This is a genomic window from Teichococcus aestuarii (assembly GCF_042651065.1).
Classification (GTDB): Bacteria; Pseudomonadota; Alphaproteobacteria; order Acetobacterales; family Acetobacteraceae; genus Pseudoroseomonas; species Pseudoroseomonas aestuarii.
In genome coordinates this window covers 22,144-37,390 of record NZ_JBHSCH010000024.1, presented here as the reverse complement: position 1 = coordinate 37,390, position 15,247 = coordinate 22,144, and the positions used below count along the sequence as shown (strand labels likewise).

Genomic DNA, 15,247 nt, shown 5'->3' with positions numbered 1-15,247 from the left:
CTCCCGCCTCAGTTCTCGCCCACCTCGTCCTCGTCCAGGATGAAGATCCGCCCTTCATCGGCCAGCCGCTTGGCGATGGTGATGAGATCGCCCTGGGCATCCTCCACGGTCTTGCGGCGCTGGGCGGGCATGTTCTCGATCTCGTCGCGCATCATGGTGGCGGCGCGCTCGGACATGCTGCCCAGGAACAGCTCGCGCAGCTCGGGGCTGGCGGCGGTGAGGGCGATCTGCAGCTTGTCGGCCGGGCACTCGGCCACCAGCGTGGCGAAGGTGCTGCGGTCGACGCGGATCAGGTCGTCGAAGGTGAACATGATGCGCTTGATGCGGCTGGCCGCGATCGGCTCGCGCGCCTCGATCTGGCGCATCAGGTGCTCGACCAGCCCCTTGTCGGCGCGGTTCATGATCTCGGCCACGATCTGCGAGCTGTCGCGCTCGTAGCTGCGGCTGAGATTGGTGATGAACTCCTTCTGCAGCGTCTGCTCGATGTCCTGCAGCACGCCCTTCTGGATGCTGTCCATCCGCACCATGCGCAGCACGATCTCGTCCACCGAGGTCTTGGGCAGCAGGGTCAGCACGCGTGCCGCGTGCTGGGCGGGCAGCTTGGCCAGGATCACCGCCGAGGTCTGCGCCAGCTCGGTGCGCAGGTAGGTGGCCAGCACCTCGGGCGAGATGTTGGCCAGCTTCTCCCACATGGTCTTGCCCTCGGGACCACGGATCTCGTCCATGATCTCGCTGACCTTGTCATTGGGCAGCATGCGGCGCAGCAGGCGCTCCGTCGTCTCCGCGGTGCCGATCACGGTGCCGGTGCGCCCCACCTCGTGGCGGAAGCGGGTGATGACCCGCTCCACCTGGTCGATATCCACCTTGCCGAGATTGGCCATGGCCCGGCTGACGCGGCGGATCTCATGCTCCTCCAGCCTGTCGAACAGGGTCTGTATCCGGTTCTCGTCGAGGGCCATGAACAGGACCGCCACATCGGCAAGCGGGTCGGACTTGGTCTCGACAGGGCGCACGGCGCGGCGTGCTTCGGGGGCTTTCATCGGTCGGTGCTCCGCGGGTCGGGGCGCAGGCGGAAGAGGGGCAGCAGCAGGGCGGCCAGAACCGGTGCCAGCTCGGGCGGCAGGCTCGCGCCGCGTTCCAGCCGGGCCAGGCGCTCCGGCAGATCGGCTTCAGGCGGCAGGATCACGCCCTGGCTGTCGGCAATGGCCTGTACCCGCGCTGCCAGGGCTGCCACCCCCGGTGCCGCCTCGCCCTCCTGCGCCGCGGCGCGGCGCAGCGCGGAGGCCAGGGCGCGGCGGCGCCGGAGGCGGCGCGGCACAGCGCCGCTCATGTGGTGAAGCTCCGTGCCAGGGCGCCCGCCACCAGCGTCCAGCCATCCACCAGCACGAAGAAGATCAGCTTGAAAGGCAGGCTGACCACCACGGGCGGCAGCATCATCATGCCCATGCCCATCAGCACCGAGCTGATGGCGATGTCGATCGCCAGGAAGGGCAGGAACAGCAGGAAGCCGATCTGGAAGGCCTTGTTCAGCTCCGAGATGACGAAGGCGGCGGCCAGGATGTGCAGCGGCACCGCGGCCCGCTCGGCGCGGCTGAGCGTGGCGGCCTCCCCCTGCGGCGGCGTCCATTTGGCGATGTCGATGAACAGCGCCAGGTCGCGCTCCCGCACATTGGCCTCCATAAAGCCCCGGAAGGGCAAGATGGCCCGCTCGGCCGCCTGCTCCTCGGTGATGGCGCCCTCGATCAGCGGCCGCGCCGCGTCGTTCCAAGCGCGCTCCAGCACGGGCGCCATGACGAAGGCGGAGAGAAACATCGCCAGACTGACGATGACGGTATTCGGCGGCGACTGCTGCAGGCCGAGCGCCGTGCGCAGCATGGAGAGCACGACGACGATGCGGGTGAAGGAGGTGGCGACCACCAGAAGCCCCGGCGCCATGGCCAGCAGCGTGGTGGCGACGATCAGCGCCACCACGTTGGTGGTCAGGCTCTGGCCGCCGCTGGCGGCCATCTGCCCGCCTGAGGGGCCAAGGTTGAGCGAGACGCTCTGCCCCAGCGCCGGCGAGGCCAGCATCAGGAGCAGCATGAGGCACAGCCCGCCCCACCAGAGTGTCGGCGCCAGCCGGGAGAGAGGAAGCGGCATTCTGCGCGCTCTCGGGAAAGGTCGGGGTCAGCTGGACGAGGAGACGATCTCGGTGATGGAGATCGACAGCCGGCCATCATCGGTGATCTGGATCTCGCCGCGGGCGATCAGCCGCTCATTGGCCATCAGGTCGATCGGCTCACCGACCTTCTTGTCGAACTCGATGACCGAGCCGCGGCTGAGGTTGAACAGCGCGGCCATCGGCAGGCGCTTGTTGCCGAGCACCACCTGCACATTCACCGGAATGTCCATGATGCGGGGCTTGCGCTCGGCGAGGAACGGGTTCTCGTTGGGGGCGCTCTCGCTCACTGCTGCTTCTCCTGTGGCGTGTCATCCGCCGGCGTGTCGCCCAGAATGGCCAGCACCCGCGCCATCAGCGCCGCCGGATCGTAGAGGAGGCCCCCATTGGTCCATCTGGCCTCGGCTTGGCCCGGGGGCATCGTCGGGTCGGGCAGCAGGCGGATGCGGTCTGGCAGCGGCCCGGCAGGAAAGCCGTCCTGCTCCGCGGCCGACAGCGTATCGGGGTGGGCCTGCAGGGTGATGGTGTCGGTGCCGCGCTCGGTCAGCGCCTGCGCCAGCAGGGCGGCGACCTCGCCGCCCGCGGCATGCGCCAGCAGCACGGGAAAGACTGCCTCCAGCGCCGCCACGAGCGCGGCGCGCAGCTCGGCATCCAGTTGCCGGCGGTCCTCTGCCCGGCGCTTCAGCAGAGCCTGCAGCGCCTCGGATGCGGCGACGGCACCCTGCTGGCCGCGCGTGGCCAGGGCGGCCTGCATGGCCTGCTCCGCCAGGGCGCGGCTGGCCGCCTCGCCCTCGCTGCGGCCCCGCGCCATGCCCTCCTCAAAGCCGCGCTGCCGGCCAAGCTCGAGCGCCTGGAGGCGGATGCGCTCCTCGGCCGCCAGGCGCGCGGCGGTGCTGCCATCCTCGTCGGCGATCAGCACCCGCAGCGGGGGCGGCTGGAAGGGGCGCACGATCATGCCGGCGTGCCCTCCTCGATCCAGCTCCGCACCACCGCCAGCGCCTCATCCGGCCGCTGGTCGATGATCTCGTTCAGCGCATTCAGCGAGGAGAGGCGGATCTGGATGTCCTGGCCGACCGTGGCGATGGCATCGTCCATCGTCTCGACCGCCGCCGCCTCCGCCGCCGCTGCCGCGGCTGCCGCCGCAGCCGCCGCAGCCGCCGCGATCCGCCGGCGCCGCCGGCGATACAGCAGCAGGCCCGCGCCACCCGCCAGCAGCACACCGCCGCCGAGCAGCGCCAGCTGCGCTCCGTTCAGGGTGATGCCGCCGGCGTCGGCCGCAGCCAGGGTGCCAAGCCCCTCATCCGGCAGGAAGCGCAGCGTATCGACCGTGACCAGGTCGCCACGCTGCTGGTCGTAGCCGACGGCCGAGCGCACCAGCGCGGCCAGCCGCTCCAGCTCCTCCTTCGGGCGCGGCTGCGCGTTGCCCTCGGCATCCATGATGCCATCGACCACGACGGCGACACTGACGCGGCGCACCGCGCCCGGCTCGCGCACCGTCTCCTCCACCTTGGAGGAAATCTCGAAATTGACCGTCTCGTTGGTCCGCTGGCTGGTGGAGGCGCTGCGGTTGGCGGCCTGGTTCACCTGCTGGTTCGGCAGGTTCTGGCCGACCGTCACCGGCGCTTGGCCGCGGCCGTCCTCGCTGCTCTCCTGCTCGTTCTGGCTCTGGCGGCCGCGCTCCACCTGGCCCAACGGGTCGAAGGTCTCCTGGCGCGCGACGACCCGGGCGCCCTCGATCTCGACGGAGGCCACGGCGCGCACCCTGCCCCGGCCGACGAGCGGCTCCAGCAGGTCCAGCACCGCCTTCCGCAGGGCCATCTCATGCCCGGCGCGGATCTCGCCGATCCGCCCCGCGATGGCGCCCATGCCGCCATCGGCCGCCAGCACCACGCCGGTGGGATCGACCACCGAGACATCCTCCTGCCGCAGCCGCGGCACGGCGCCGGCCACCAGCAGCCGGATGGCCGCGGCCTGCGCTGCGCCCAGCCGCTGGTTGCCGTTGGTGGTGACGGTGACGGAAGCGGTGGGCGGCGGCGCATCGCGCGAAAAGCTCTCCCGCTCCGGCAGCACGATGTGCACCCGCGCGGCGCGCACGCCCTGCATGGTGACGATGGTTCGGGCCAGCTCTCCCTCCAGCGCGCGCAGCCGTTGGATGCGCTGCATGAAGGAGGTCATCTGCATCGGGCTGGCCTGGTCGAGCAGTTCGTAGCCGGCGCCGCCCTGGCGCGGCAGGCCGTCGGCCGCCAGCTGCATGCGCAGCCGCGGCACCTGGTCGGACGGCACGAAGATGGAGCCGTCGGGCCGCACCTCGACGGGAACCTTCAGCTCCTCCAGCCGTGCCGCGATCCGTCCCGCCTCGGCCGCCTCGAGCCCCGCATAGAGCAGGCCGTTCGGCGCCCCGGCAGAGCGGGCCACCAGCACGACAGCCAGCACAGCCGCCAAGGCCACTGCCAGCAAGGCGCCGATTTTCGCAGGACCAAGCCGGCCCAGGCTCGTGCCCAGCCCCCCCAGATCCAGACCAGGTCCAAGGGTCTTTACTTGCTGCATCGACCTTCTATCGCCCCATGCTCGCTGCAGATGCGTCGGCGCCGAAGGCTTCGGCTCCATCACGCCGCCAGGACCCTGCCTCCTCTCCCCGCCATGCTGCCACCAGCGTTTTTAGCATGGCATGCGAGAACACGTCGGTTTATATCTGCCACCACTCCGCTTGTCGCGCGAAAAATCGCCATCGCCGGGAGATCCGCCGACCATGCCTTCGACACCCGCGGACAAATCCGCGAAAAATCAGGAAACGGCGCCCGCCAAAAAGGGCCGCAAGCGGCTGCTCCTGATACTGCTGCTGCTGCCGGTCCTGCTCGGCGGCGGGGCGGCGGGCGCTTGGTTCCTGGTGCCCGGCCTGCCCGAGAAGGTGCAGGCTCTGCTGGGCCGCACGCCCGCCGAGGAGACGGAGATGGCCAGCACGCCGGCCTCGCCCGGCAAGCCGAGCTTCGTCGAGTTCCCGGAGATGACTCTTTCGCTGCCCAATGCGGGGCGGCCGCGCCAGCTCCGCCTGAAGCTGGCGGTGGAGGTGATGGGAGACCCGGCGCTGGTGCAGGCCGACCTGCTGAGCCCCCGCATCTACGACAGCCTCATCCTATACCTGCGCACCCTGCGCGATGGCGAGATGGAGGGCGCCCTGGCCATGGACCGCCTGCGCGGCGACCTGCATCGGCGGCTCGAGCTGGTGCTGGGCCCGGGCAAGGTGCGCGACGTGCTGATCACCGGCTTCGTGGTGGCCTGAGCGATGAGCGGCGCCGAGACACCGCCCGAGGGCGGCGAAGATCCCGCCATCGACCCGATGGCCGACTGGGGCGCCGCCGGCGTCGCCATGGGCCAGGGCGACATCGACGACCTGTTCGGCGGCCCCGAGGGCCCGGCCGAGCCGGAAGCGCCCCGGCGCGGGCTGGAGGCGCTGGTCGGCGGCGCGGTGCGCTACGAGAAGCTGCCGATGCTCGACATCGTGGTGGACCGGCTGGCGCGGCTGATGACCAGCTCCAGCCGCAAGTTCACCGCCGACAACGCCGATGTCGTCATCGACCGCTCGCGCCCCGTGCGCGTCGGCGCCTTCCTCGACACCATCACCCTGCCGGCGCTGATCGGCATCATCCGCATCGAGGAATGGGACGGCTACTGCCTCGCCGCGCTCGATTCGCGGCTGATCGGCTCGCTGGTCGACATCCTGCTCGGCGGCCGGCGCAACGCGCTGCAGCCGATCGAGGGGCGGCCCTACACGGCCATCGAGCGCACCTTCGTCGAGAAGTTCGTCTCGGTCGTCACCAACGACCTGAGCAAGGCCTTCGAGGCCGTCTCGCCCGCCAGCTTCCGGCTGGAGCGCTTCGAGATCACGCCGACCTACGCGCTGATCACCAAGCCCACCGCGCCGGCGCTGACCTTCCGCGCCGAGATCACCATGGAAGGCCGCGGCGGCTACATTGACTTCCTGCTGCCCTTCGCCTCGCTGGAGCCGGTGCGCGACCTGCTGAGCCAGGAGGTGCTCGGCAAGAAGCAGGGCGGTGACACGATCTGGCGCAGCCACCTGGCCGAGGAGCTGCCCCGCGCCACGGTCGACCTGACTGCCGTGATCGAGGAACGGACGGTGCCGTTCTCCGAGGTCGCCTCCTGGCAGCCCGGCTCGGTCTTCATGCTGGACCGCCGGCAGGAGGATCCGATTGACGTGCATTGCGAGGGGCTGATGGTCTGCCGCGCGGTGATCGCCTCGAAGGACGATCGGGTGGTGCTGCGCGTGGAGGAGTGCGTGATCGAGAAGGGCTGGCCCGGCGATACGCCGATCAGCCAGGACGGGTGAGGAGAAACCCCCATGACGCTGACACAGATCCTCGACGCCTCTGCGCTGACGGTGCTGGCCGCGCAGGCGGGATGGATCGCGCTGCTCTACCGGAGGATGGGGCGCCTGCGCAGCGCCCTGGAGGGCGCGGGCGAGGTGATCGCCCAACTCGACGAGGCCTCCCGCCGGCTCGACGCCTCGGCGGGCGGCATCGTGCAGAAGGTGCGCGACGGCATCGCCGAGGTGGATAGCAAGATCACCGCCTGCCGGCGCCTATCGCAGGAGCTCTCGGCCGCCTCGCGCAATGCCGAGGAGGTGGCGCTGCGGCTCGACCAGGCGCTGCGGCAGAACCGCAAGCTGAATGCCGCGCGTGCCGCCGCGCCGCCGCGCGAGCTGGTGGAGCCGCTCGGCCTGGCCGACCGCCTCTCCGCCCGGCCGGCGCCGGCCTTTCCCGCGTCGGCCGAGCCGCCGATCGTGGACGTGTCTGCCTTCCCCCCGGCCTCACCCCCGGCCTCCCTGGCGGCGGCCTTGTCAGCCCCGCTGCCGGCTCCGTTGTCGGCCTCCCTGCAGGTCCCTCTGCCATCCAGCCCGCCGGCCGAACCGCCGCTGGAGCGGTTGCTGGCCGCCGAGCTGCTCTTCGCCGACCTTTCGGGGCCGGCGGCGGCCGCCGCCGTGCCGGCCCAGCGCACCATCCGCGTGAAGCTCGACTGATCGCCAGGACATCGCATCATGACCTCCTACCCGCCTGACCTCGCCCCGTCCCGGCGCCGCCTGCTGGGGCCACGCCTGGGTCTGCCGATGATGGCGCTGGGCCTGGCGGCGCTGCTGCCCGGCCGTATTTCCAACCTGATGGAAGGACCAGCCTGGCCGGTGATGCCGGGCTTCAGCACGGCCTTCTCTCGCTCGCCGGAAGCGCCGCGCCCTGTGCCGGAACAACCGGTGACGCTGCGCGAGGGCGTCATCGCCACACCGAACGTCTCCTCCGTGCTGGCTGCGCCGGTGCGCGCCAATCCGCTCGGCGAGGAGCGGCCCGGTGAGGCGCGCCTGCTGGCCGAGGTGATGCGCCGCCAGGCGGAGATCGACCGGCGCGAGCGATCCCTGGAGGCGCGCGAGGCGCGGCTGCAGGCCGCCGATGCGATGGCCCGCGCGCAGATCGCCGAGCTGATCCGGCTGCGGACGGAGATCGAGCAACTCGTCGTGCGGGAGAGCACCGCGGCGGAGGCCGATATCGATGCGCTGGTGGCACTTTATGTGAACATGCGCCCGCAACAGGCGGCAAAGGTGCTGGAGCGGCTGGAGCCGCCACGCGCCGCCATCATCCTGCTCAAGATCCCGGAGCGTCAGGCGGGGCCGATCATGGCGCAGATGGAGCCGCCGGCGGCGCTGGCGGTGACGCAGGAAATCGCCGGCCGCCGGGAAGCCTTCCGCACACCCCAGACACCCTGATCCTTCAGGCGCCCGCCTGCCATGGCAGGCGGGCGTGCAGGCTCAGCGGCCACTTGTGGGAACGGGACTGCCCTGGGCCAGCATGGTGTCCGCGGTCTGCGGCGAGATGGCGCGCCAGGCAGCCGCGTTGCGCAGCGCGTATCCGCCCTCTGCCAACGCCATGATCCGCTGCTGCGCCACCGGCAGCACGAATTCGAGGTCGCCTTCCAGCCATGTGGTCACTTCCTGCGCCCCTTCCGGCAGGAGGAGGCCTGGCCGGGTGGCAAGCCGGCGCGCGAGGTTCAGCAACCCGTCCAGCGTTGCGGCATGCGCCAGCGGCCAATGCCGGGCGGTGAAGCGCGCCGGGCGCAGCGCCAGCGACCAGCCGGCTTCCGCGGCGCGGCCCCGCGTCAGTTCCAGGCACCATGTGCCCTGCCGCGCCTGCCAGCCCCGCGGGGAGGCCAGCGAGAAGCGCAGCAGCCCCTCGGGCTGCGCCGGGCGCACCGCCAGCGGCCGCACCTCCAGCCCCAGGGCCGAGAAGCGGCCATTCAGGCCGCGATTGCGCCACCACATCCACCCCGCCACGCTCGCCATCATGGCCAAGGACATCAGGGGTACGGACCCGGACGGACGCGAGAGTTCCGGCATGCCGCCGAAGCTCGCGCCAATGCCTGCGGCACCCAGGACGGCGAGAGCCGGCAGAGGCGAGAAGCGCGGTCGGAAGGACAGGCTCATGGCGGTGTCTCCGCGGAGGATCAGAAGCTTGGCAACTCTCCCGCAACTTCCACAATTTTTCGCAAAACGTCGTAAGGGTTGCGGCGACGAAAGGAAAGATGTTTGGCCCGCTTGATGAATTTCGCATATCGCGCATAATGCGAAAATTCGAAAAAAGTTCGGCTTGGAGAACGACGATGGCTGGACAAAGTTCCGCCGCAACGAATGGGGCCCTGTGGGAGGGCGCCGTGCAGGCCCTGCTGGCTCATGCGGCCGCACAAGGCCGGCGCGACGGCCTGTCTTCGAAAGACCCGCAGGATTCTGCCCGTTGGCAGACCCTGGAAATGCCTGCACCGTCGGACCTGCCAGCGGAATTGCGGGCCTTCATGCAGATCGCGCTGTGGCACTGTTATACAACCGGCCATCGGCATGGCGCCGAGGTACGGCGGGAGAATGATCGCCGTCTGTCGCGGCAGGAGCCACCCCTGGCAAGCCTGAGCGCCTGAGGCATCCGCCGGCGCGGCTTTCCACCCCGGCGGAATTGGATTCCTCAGATGCTCTGGCTGGCCGTGTAGGCCTTCTGTGCGCCGGCTGCCGCGGCCGGCGCGGGCTGCTGGCCCCGCAGCGCCTCCACCACCTCGGCGGGCAGGTTGCGGCCATCCTCGCCACCCCGCATCGCGCCAATCCGGTTCATCCGGGTAAAGACATCCACGAGGGTGGAGACCATCGCCTGCTCCTGCGTATGCGCCACCCGCGCCGGCGCGCCGCTGCCCCACCAGCGCGGCTCCTCGCTGGGCTGGGCTGTGCCTGGCTTGGCCAGCCTGGCCAGCGCCGTGGGATCCAGCGTCACCGGCCCGGCCGGGGCGTTCATGCCGAGCTGCGCATAGGTCTGCCCGACTCGCTCGCGCAGCCGGTCCATCACCTGCCGGACGGAGAGCGGCGCGCCATCGGCGCCGCGGAAGATGGCCGGGTTGGCACGCGCGGCATCGGGCAGGATGCTGCTGGCGGCCGTGCCAGGGTCGTTGCTGGCGGCCCGCAGCATTTCCGTGGCGCCGCGCACGCCGAGGAAGTGCCCGAGATAAAGCTCCGTCGCATCCGGCTTGCGGCCAAGGACGGGGGAGAGGGCGTCGGAGATGTCCTTCAGATGCTCCGCCCCCATGCGGGCGGAGATGTCGGGGTCATCGCGCAGCGCCAGGATGCGGCTGCGCAGCGCCGGATCGGAGACCATGTAGCGCCCGCCGGTGCGGGTGATGGCGGCGGCCTCGTTGGCCAGGCCGTGCTCGGCGCCGTGCGCCTGCACCACGCCGAGCCAGGTCTGCTCGATGAACTGGAACAGGCCGCGCGCCGAGGAGGTGGAGGCCTGCGCCTCGGCCCGGAAGCCGCTTTCCATGGCGGCCTTGGCGGCGAGCACCTCGAAGCCCATGCCCGTTGCCTTGGCGGCGTTTCGCAATGCGCCAGTTACCTGGGCATCGACGGTGTAGCGGCCGATCTTCTCGGTGCGGGCGCGCGCCGTGGCATTCAGACCGGCCTGATCCAGCGCGGTGCCGAGAGCGGCGGGAAGGGGCATGGCGGACCTCACGGTTTGCGAAAAATGCTCATAGCACAGAAAGGCGCGAAATGATAAGAGCCTTGGCGCGGGCAGATCCTGGCCCGACCGTCGCAACATGCGGGGCCGCCCCAGTCGATGATCCAGATCGCCGGAATCCTCGGAGTTTTCGTTGCCGTCTTCGGCGGGTACCTGATTGCCGGCGGCAAGATGGGCGTGATTCTCGGGGCTGTCGGGCCCGAGATGATGATCATCGGCGGCAGCGGCTTCATGACGCTGCTGATCGGCGGTGACGGCGCCCTCGTCGCCAAGACGCTCAAATCCTTCGGGCTTGTCTTCAAGGGCTCACGCTGGAACCGGAAGGATTTCAGCGATGTGCTCTGCCTGCTCTATTTGTTGCTGCGCACGCACCAGAAGGAAGGCGCGGCCAAGCTCGAGAAGCATATCGAGAAGCCCGAGGCCTCGCCGATCTTCAGCCGCTATGCCCGCCTCACACAGGACCCGGCATTGCGCGGCCTGATCTGCGACACGATGCGGACCATCACTCTCAATAACAAGGACCCGCACCGCGTCGGCGAAATGATGGAAAGCACCATCGAGAAGCGGCACAACGAGAACCTGAAGCCCGCCAAGGCCATCCAGGGCATGGCCGACGCCTTCCCGGCGCTTGGCATCGTCGCGGCGGTGCTCGGCGTCATCAAGGCCATGGGCGCCATCAGCGAAAGCCCGGAAGTGCTGGGCCGGATGATCGGCGCGGCGCTGGTGGGCACCTTCCTCGGCGTGTTCCTCTCCTACGGGCTGATCGGCCCCATGGCTTCGCGCCTGAAAGCTATTTTCGAGGAGGAGAAGCGGATGCTGGATGTCGCCCGCGTGGTGATCTCCAGCTACCTGGAGAATCTGTCGCCCCAGATCTGCGTCGAAGTCGGCCGGCAGGCCGTGCCCTCGAAGATGCAGCCCAGCTTCGACCAGATGGAGGAGCAGCTGCGCGAGGCGGGCCGGGTGAAGACCGACGGGTCCGGCGAGGGCGGCGGGGAGTAAGCGCGCATGCGCCGTTCCCTGCTGCTGGCCAGCCTGGTGCTGCCACCGCTGCTGGCCTCCCCTGCCCTGGCGCAACAGGCGGCGCCTGCGCCGGCCGCGCTCACGGCGCCGGATGACGGTGCCGTGGTGCGCGTCCGCAGTGGCCAGCATCCCGATCGGGGTCGCGTGGTGCTGCATCTGGGCCGCATTCCGCCCTACAGCCTACGGCGGGTCGGGCAGGACTACGAGGTGCGGCTGCGCGGCCGGCACCAGCTGGACCTGGCCGCTCTGCGGCGCCTGCGGGAAGTGAGCGGCGCCGAGTTCCGCCAGGACAGCGAGGAGACGGTGCTGCTGCTGCGCGTCACCTGCGACTGCGTGGCCGAGAGTGGCGTCACGGACGGCATGCTGTTCGTCGACCTGCGGCCCGCCACGGCCGCTGCCCCCGCTAAGGCTGCCGCCCCTGCAACACCGCCCCAAAACCCTGCCTCGCCGCGCGAGGCCCAGGCGGCGCGGGAGGCGGCGCAGATCGCCGCGGCCCGCCAGCGCCTGCTGGACGATGCGGTGCGGCTGGGGCTGATGAGCCCCGATCAAGCGAAGGCCATGCTCCAGGGTTCCGCCGCCACGGCTCCGGCGGCCGCCGCCCCGCCCGCGCCGCCTGCACCGCCACCCGCCGATGATCTCGGCGCATTGCGGGAGAGCATGTTGAGCCGCCTGGCCCTGCTGAACAGGGTATCCACCCCGGCGGCGGCCCCTGCTGCGCCGCGCCCCGGCGGGGCCGTGTCCATGCCCAACCCGAGCTTCGCGGCCCCGGCGGAAGAGCCGCCGCGCCCGGTCTGCCTGGAGCCTTCCTTCAGCCTGCGCAGCTGGTCGGACGAGGACAGCTTCGCCAATCAGCTGACGGCACGGCGCGCCGCGCTGGCCCTGTCGGACCAGGGGGCGGCCGAGATGGCGGCCCTGGCGGAACTCTACGCGTTCCATGAACTGACGCGGGAGGCGTTGTCCGTGCTCTCCTCGCCCCTGCTGGAGCAGCCAACGGCGGCGCTGCGGGAGCGGCTGGAGCGCGTGCGGGACGTGGCGCGGCTGCTGGAGCGCGAGCCGATCAGCCCCACCTCCCCCCTGCTGGCGGAGGCGCCGGACTGCACCCGTCCTGACCTGCCGCTCTGGCGTGCCCTGGTAGCGGCGATCGGCAACGACGCCGCGGCGCTGGCCAAGCTGGCGCCACAGGCCCGGGCAGCACTGCGCGATATTCCGCCGGATCTGCGCCTGACCTTCGTGGCCACGATGGCCGATGCGGTGGAGGAGGACAGCGAGACGCTGCGGACCCTGCTGGCCGCCGTCCGTACAACCCCCGACCTTCGCGCCGACCAGCAGGCCCAGCGCAGCCTGCTGATGGCCAAGCTGGCACGGCTGGAGGGCAACCGCGCGGACGAGACGCTGCACCTGGAGCGCGCGGCACGCGGCGGGCGCAGCCTCCCGGCGCTTCAGGCCCGCATGCGGCTGGCGGCGCTGAATCTTTCACGGCCTGCCGCGGAGGGGCGGCGGGCGGAAGCGCAGCTGATGGATTTCTCGCGCGTCTATCGCTACGAGCCGCTCGGCGAGGAGGCCGCCATGCTCTACGCCCAGCGGCTGCTGGAGCGCGGCGAGCTGGCCCAGGCGCTGGCCGTGGCGGAAAGCGCCAGCCATGCCAACCAGCGCTCCAGCACGGAGAGCCGCGGCGCCCGGCTGGCGGCGCAGGCACTGCGGCTGCTGCTGGTCGATGCCAAAGGCATGACCCTGCCACCGCCCGGCGACCGGCTGTCGCTGTACTGGCAGTATGAGGGCTATGCCACGCCCGGCGAGCGCGGCGACGATATCCGCCAAGGTGCGTTGCGGCTGATGCTCGATGAGGGGCTGTATGATGCGGCGCTGGACACCAGCCGTCAGCTGACCCCTTCCACCGCACGGCAGCCAGGGGCCGCGCTGCTGATTGCCCGCGCCGAGGCGATGGCGACGCAGGGCGATCCGCAGCGCGCCATGGCGCTGCTGCGCGGCCTGCCGGAGACGGCGGATACGCATCGCGCCGCCGCCGCCGCGCTGGGCCGCATGGGCAAGCCGCTGGAGGCAGCGCAGGAATTGCAGTCGCTGCGCGCGTTGCCAGACCGGCTGGCGCGCGCGGAATGGCTGTTCCAGGCCCAGGCCTGGGTCGAGGCGGCCAATGCCTATGCCGAGTTGCTGCGCGACCCGGGCCTCGATGCCGCCAAGCGGGCCGAGGCCACGGCGCGGCTGGCCAGCGCCTCCGCCCTGGCGCGGCAGCGCCCGAGCGTGGCGCCGGAGCTGCTGGCGCCCGAGAGCAGCTCCGCCACCCTGCTGCAGCTGAGCGGCGACACGGGCGGGCCGATGCGTGGCGTGGCCGCCGCCCGCTCTGCCATCTCGCGCAGCCGCCAGATCGAAAGCCTGTTGCCAGAGACAGGGAGCAACTGAGATGGACAGTCCCAGTGCCGTCAGCCTTTCGGGACAGATCGCGCTGCGGCAGCAGCTCGACGTCACGGCGAACAATTTGGCCAATGCCAACACCGCGGCCTTTCGCGGCGACCGGACGCTGTTCCAGACCCATGTCAGCCGCCTGGCCGTGCCGGGGCGCGAAATCGCCTTCGTGCAGGACCGCGCCACCTATATCGACGTCAAGCAGGGCTCCATCTCGGCCACCGGCAACCCGCTCGACGTGGCGATCGACGGCGAGGCCTATCTGGCGGTCGAGCGCCCCGGCGGCGGGCGCGGCTACACGCGCGACGGCCGCATGAAGGTGGGCGCCGACAACACGCTGATGGACAGCGCCGGCCGCCCCATCCTGGACGAGGGCGGCGGGCGCATCCTGCTGCCCGACCGGGTGAGCAGCCTCGAGATCCGCGCCGACGGCACGCTGCTCGCCACGGTGGATGGGCGGGTGGACCAGGCGGGCCGCATCGGCCTGTTCCGTGCCGGAGACATGCGGGGCATCCGCAAGGCGGGCGATGGCCTGCTGGAGCTGCCGGCCGCCGATGTGCAGCCCGTGCCGCCCGGCACGCCGGGCATCCGCTTGGCGCAGGGCGCGCTGGAGGCCTCCACGGTGCAGCCGGTGCTGGAACTGGCCAACCTGACGATGATCCAGCGCAGCTACGAGGCCATGCAGCGCATCGTCAGCGAGGATGATTCGCGGGTGCGCCGGATGATCGAGGCGCTCGGGCGCCCGAACTGATCTGCAACGACATGCCTGAACGGGTCTTGGCCTGAACGGTTCTTGAAGGGATACGCACCATGCGCGCCATGAGCATCGCCGCCACGGGCATGCAGGCCCAGCAGACCAATGTCGAGGTCATCGCCAACAACATCGCGAATGTCTCGACCACTGCCTTCACCCGCCGCAAGGCGGAGTTCCAGGACCTGATCTACCAGTCCTCGGAGCGGGTCGGCTCCGCCTCCTCGGAAGCGGGCACGCTGCTGCCGGTGGGCACGCAGGTGGGCCTCGGCGTGCGCAGCTCGGCGGTCAACCGCATCACGCTGCAAGGCTCGCTGACCGACACCGGCAACCGCTACGACCTGGCGCTGGAAGGCCGCGGCTATTTCGGCGTGACGCTGCCGGACGGCACCACCGCCTACACCCGCGACGGCAGCTTCAAGCTCTCCCAGGAAGGCCAGCTGGTGAGCAGCGAGGGCTACCCGATCGAGCCCAATATCAACATCCCCGTCGATGCGCGGGACGTGACGGTGAACCAGGCGGGCGAGGTCCTCGTCACCCAGGCCAACGGGCAGCAGCAGAATGCGGGGCGGCTGAACCTCTACCTGTTCCCCAACGAGGCCGGGCTGGAGGCGATCGGCGGCAACAAGTTCCTGGAGACGGAAGCCTCCGGCCAGCCCAACGGCGGCCTGCCTTCCGATCCCGGTTATGCGAAAATCCGTCAGGGATATCTGGAAGCTTCCAACGTCAATGTCGTGCAGGAGATCACCCAGCTGATCGCCGCCCAGCGCGCCTACGAGATGAACTCGAAGGTGATCGAGGCGACCGACCAGATGCTGCAGACCGTCAATAACGTGCGGTGAGGGAGGA

The 15,247-nt window shown here is 70.6% G+C and carries 17 protein-coding genes; 9 read left to right on the top strand and 8 right to left on the bottom strand.

Going from position 1 to position 15,247, the window contains the following annotated elements:
* Nucleotides 1-8 precede the first annotated feature (8 nt).
* Genes ACFOY6_RS11480 through fliF form a run of 6 tightly spaced genes read right to left on the bottom strand, consistent with a single transcriptional unit; the run spans nucleotide 9 to nucleotide 4,705 of the window.
* Nucleotides 9-1,040 (bottom strand): flagellar motor switch protein FliG, encoded by a 1,032-nt coding sequence (locus ACFOY6_RS11480; protein ID WP_379640453.1) that lies wholly within the window; start codon nucleotides 1,038-1,040, stop codon nucleotides 9-11.
* Nucleotides 1,037-1,330 (bottom strand): hypothetical protein, encoded by a 294-nt coding sequence (locus ACFOY6_RS11475; protein WP_379650802.1) that lies wholly within the window; start codon nucleotides 1,328-1,330, stop codon nucleotides 1,037-1,039. The genes ACFOY6_RS11480 and ACFOY6_RS11475 overlap by 4 nt, the downstream gene beginning before the upstream one ends.
* The gene (fliP, locus tag ACFOY6_RS11470; protein WP_379650800.1) at nucleotides 1,327-2,139 is read right to left on the bottom strand and encodes a flagellar type III secretion system pore protein FliP; all 813 of its coding nucleotides are present in this window, start codon (nucleotides 2,137-2,139) and stop codon (nucleotides 1,327-1,329) included. Before fliP ends, ACFOY6_RS11475 begins: the two co-directional genes overlap by 4 nt.
* 27 nt (nucleotides 2,140-2,166) lie before the next feature.
* Complete coding sequence (locus tag ACFOY6_RS11465) at nucleotides 2,167-2,448, bottom strand: FliM/FliN family flagellar motor switch protein (protein WP_379640457.1); 282 nt, start codon at nucleotides 2,446-2,448, stop codon at nucleotides 2,167-2,169.
* Complete coding sequence (locus tag ACFOY6_RS11460) at nucleotides 2,445-3,113, bottom strand: FliH/SctL family protein (protein WP_379640571.1); 669 nt, start codon at nucleotides 3,111-3,113, stop codon at nucleotides 2,445-2,447. The genes ACFOY6_RS11465 and ACFOY6_RS11460 overlap by 4 nt, the downstream gene beginning before the upstream one ends.
* The gene (gene fliF / locus ACFOY6_RS11455) at nucleotides 3,110-4,705 is read right to left on the bottom strand and encodes a flagellar basal-body MS-ring/collar protein FliF (protein ID WP_379650798.1); all 1,596 of its coding nucleotides are present in this window, start codon (nucleotides 4,703-4,705) and stop codon (nucleotides 3,110-3,112) included. Before fliF ends, ACFOY6_RS11460 begins: the two co-directional genes overlap by 4 nt.
* A 202-nt stretch (nucleotides 4,706-4,907) precedes the next feature.
* On the opposite strand from fliF, the gene ACFOY6_RS11450 reads away from it, so the two are divergent.
* The 4 genes from ACFOY6_RS11450 to ACFOY6_RS11435 are packed head-to-tail and all read left to right on the top strand — an operon-like array spanning nucleotide 4,908 to nucleotide 7,928.
* The gene (locus tag ACFOY6_RS11450; RefSeq protein WP_379640460.1) at nucleotides 4,908-5,438 is read left to right on the top strand and encodes a flagellar basal body-associated FliL family protein; all 531 of its coding nucleotides are present in this window, start codon (nucleotides 4,908-4,910) and stop codon (nucleotides 5,436-5,438) included.
* A gap of 3 nt (nucleotides 5,439-5,441) precedes the next feature.
* Nucleotides 5,442-6,503 (top strand): FliM/FliN family flagellar motor switch protein, encoded by a 1,062-nt coding sequence (locus ACFOY6_RS11445; protein WP_379650796.1) that lies wholly within the window; start codon nucleotides 5,442-5,444, stop codon nucleotides 6,501-6,503.
* A 12-nt stretch (nucleotides 6,504-6,515) separates the two neighbouring features.
* Nucleotides 6,516-7,193, top strand: coding sequence for a hypothetical protein (locus ACFOY6_RS11440; protein WP_379650794.1), 678 nt, complete (start codon nucleotides 6,516-6,518; stop codon nucleotides 7,191-7,193).
* Nucleotides 7,194-7,211: 18 nt separating this feature from the next.
* The gene (locus ACFOY6_RS11435) at nucleotides 7,212-7,928 is read left to right on the top strand and encodes a MotE family protein (RefSeq protein ID WP_379650792.1); all 717 of its coding nucleotides are present in this window, start codon (nucleotides 7,212-7,214) and stop codon (nucleotides 7,926-7,928) included.
* A 42-nt stretch (nucleotides 7,929-7,970) separates the two neighbouring features.
* Here ACFOY6_RS11435 and ACFOY6_RS11430 read toward each other — a convergent pair whose 3' ends face one another.
* Nucleotides 7,971-8,504: a hypothetical protein gene (locus ACFOY6_RS11430; RefSeq protein WP_379650790.1), complete on the bottom strand. Its 534-nt coding sequence runs from the start codon at nucleotides 8,502-8,504 to the stop codon at nucleotides 7,971-7,973.
* A gap of 365 nt (nucleotides 8,505-8,869) precedes the next feature.
* Here ACFOY6_RS11430 and ACFOY6_RS11425 point away from each other — a divergent pair, with 365 nt between their 5' ends.
* Complete coding sequence (locus ACFOY6_RS11425; RefSeq protein WP_379640593.1) at nucleotides 8,870-9,127, top strand: hypothetical protein; 258 nt, start codon at nucleotides 8,870-8,872, stop codon at nucleotides 9,125-9,127.
* A 44-nt stretch (nucleotides 9,128-9,171) separates the two neighbouring features.
* Here the strand turns inward: ACFOY6_RS11425 and ACFOY6_RS11420 are convergent, their stop codons facing one another.
* Nucleotides 9,172-10,188 carry a hypothetical protein gene (locus ACFOY6_RS11420; RefSeq protein WP_379650788.1) on the bottom strand — a complete coding sequence of 339 codons (1,017 nt, stop codon included), beginning with the start codon at nucleotides 10,186-10,188 and terminating at the stop codon, nucleotides 9,172-9,174.
* A gap of 117 nt (nucleotides 10,189-10,305) precedes the next feature.
* On the opposite strand from ACFOY6_RS11420, the gene motA reads away from it, so the two are divergent.
* From motA to flgG, 4 genes are read left to right on the top strand one after another with little or no spacing between them, the layout of a single operon-like run.
* Entirely contained in the window at nucleotides 10,306-11,205 is a 900-nt protein-coding gene (gene motA, locus ACFOY6_RS11415) for a flagellar motor stator protein MotA (protein ID WP_379640468.1), read from the top strand.
* 6 nt (nucleotides 11,206-11,211) lie between these two features.
* Entirely contained in the window at nucleotides 11,212-13,644 is a 2,433-nt protein-coding gene (locus ACFOY6_RS11410; RefSeq protein WP_379650786.1) for a hypothetical protein, read from the top strand.
* 1 nt (nucleotide 13,645) lies between these two features.
* Complete coding sequence (locus ACFOY6_RS11405; protein WP_379640471.1) at nucleotides 13,646-14,398, top strand: flagellar hook basal-body protein; 753 nt, start codon at nucleotides 13,646-13,648, stop codon at nucleotides 14,396-14,398.
* A gap of 59 nt (nucleotides 14,399-14,457) precedes the next feature.
* Complete coding sequence (gene flgG, locus ACFOY6_RS11400) at nucleotides 14,458-15,240, top strand: flagellar basal-body rod protein FlgG (RefSeq protein WP_379640472.1); 783 nt, start codon at nucleotides 14,458-14,460, stop codon at nucleotides 15,238-15,240.
* Nucleotides 15,241-15,247: the final 7 nt, after the last annotated feature.

Bases quoted from the DNA above. Each gene is read 5' to 3' on its own strand.
- fliF (WP_379650798.1), bottom strand. From the start codon at position 4,705: ATGCAGCAAGTAAAGACCCTTGGACCTGGTCTGGATCTGGGGGGGCTG.
- ACFOY6_RS11430 (WP_379650790.1), bottom strand. From the start codon at position 8,504: ATGATGGCGAGCGTGGCGGGGTGGATGTGGTGGCGCAATCGCGGCCTG.
- motA (WP_379640468.1), top strand. From the start codon at position 10,306: ATGATCCAGATCGCCGGAATCCTCGGAGTTTTCGTTGCCGTCTTCGGC.
- ACFOY6_RS11405 (WP_379640471.1), top strand. From the start codon at position 13,646: ATGGACAGTCCCAGTGCCGTCAGCCTTTCGGGACAGATCGCGCTGCGG.
- ACFOY6_RS11445 (WP_379650796.1), top strand. From the start codon at position 5,442: ATGAGCGGCGCCGAGACACCGCCCGAGGGCGGCGAAGATCCCGCCATC.
- fliP (WP_379650800.1), bottom strand. From the start codon at position 2,139: ATGCCGCTTCCTCTCTCCCGGCTGGCGCCGACACTCTGGTGGGGCGGG.
- flgG (WP_379640472.1), top strand. From the start codon at position 14,458: ATGCGCGCCATGAGCATCGCCGCCACGGGCATGCAGGCCCAGCAGACC.
- ACFOY6_RS11435 (WP_379650792.1), top strand. From the start codon at position 7,212: ATGACCTCCTACCCGCCTGACCTCGCCCCGTCCCGGCGCCGCCTGCTG.
- ACFOY6_RS11450 (WP_379640460.1), top strand. From the start codon at position 4,908: ATGCCTTCGACACCCGCGGACAAATCCGCGAAAAATCAGGAAACGGCG.
- ACFOY6_RS11410 (WP_379650786.1), top strand. From the start codon at position 11,212: ATGCGCCGTTCCCTGCTGCTGGCCAGCCTGGTGCTGCCACCGCTGCTG.
- ACFOY6_RS11420 (WP_379650788.1), bottom strand. From the start codon at position 10,188: ATGCCCCTTCCCGCCGCTCTCGGCACCGCGCTGGATCAGGCCGGTCTG.
- ACFOY6_RS11475 (WP_379650802.1), bottom strand. From the start codon at position 1,330: ATGAGCGGCGCTGTGCCGCGCCGCCTCCGGCGCCGCCGCGCCCTGGCC.
- ACFOY6_RS11460 (WP_379640571.1), bottom strand. From the start codon at position 3,113: ATGATCGTGCGCCCCTTCCAGCCGCCCCCGCTGCGGGTGCTGATCGCC.
- ACFOY6_RS11440 (WP_379650794.1), top strand. From the start codon at position 6,516: ATGACGCTGACACAGATCCTCGACGCCTCTGCGCTGACGGTGCTGGCC.
- ACFOY6_RS11480 (WP_379640453.1), bottom strand. From the start codon at position 1,040: ATGAAAGCCCCCGAAGCACGCCGCGCCGTGCGCCCTGTCGAGACCAAG.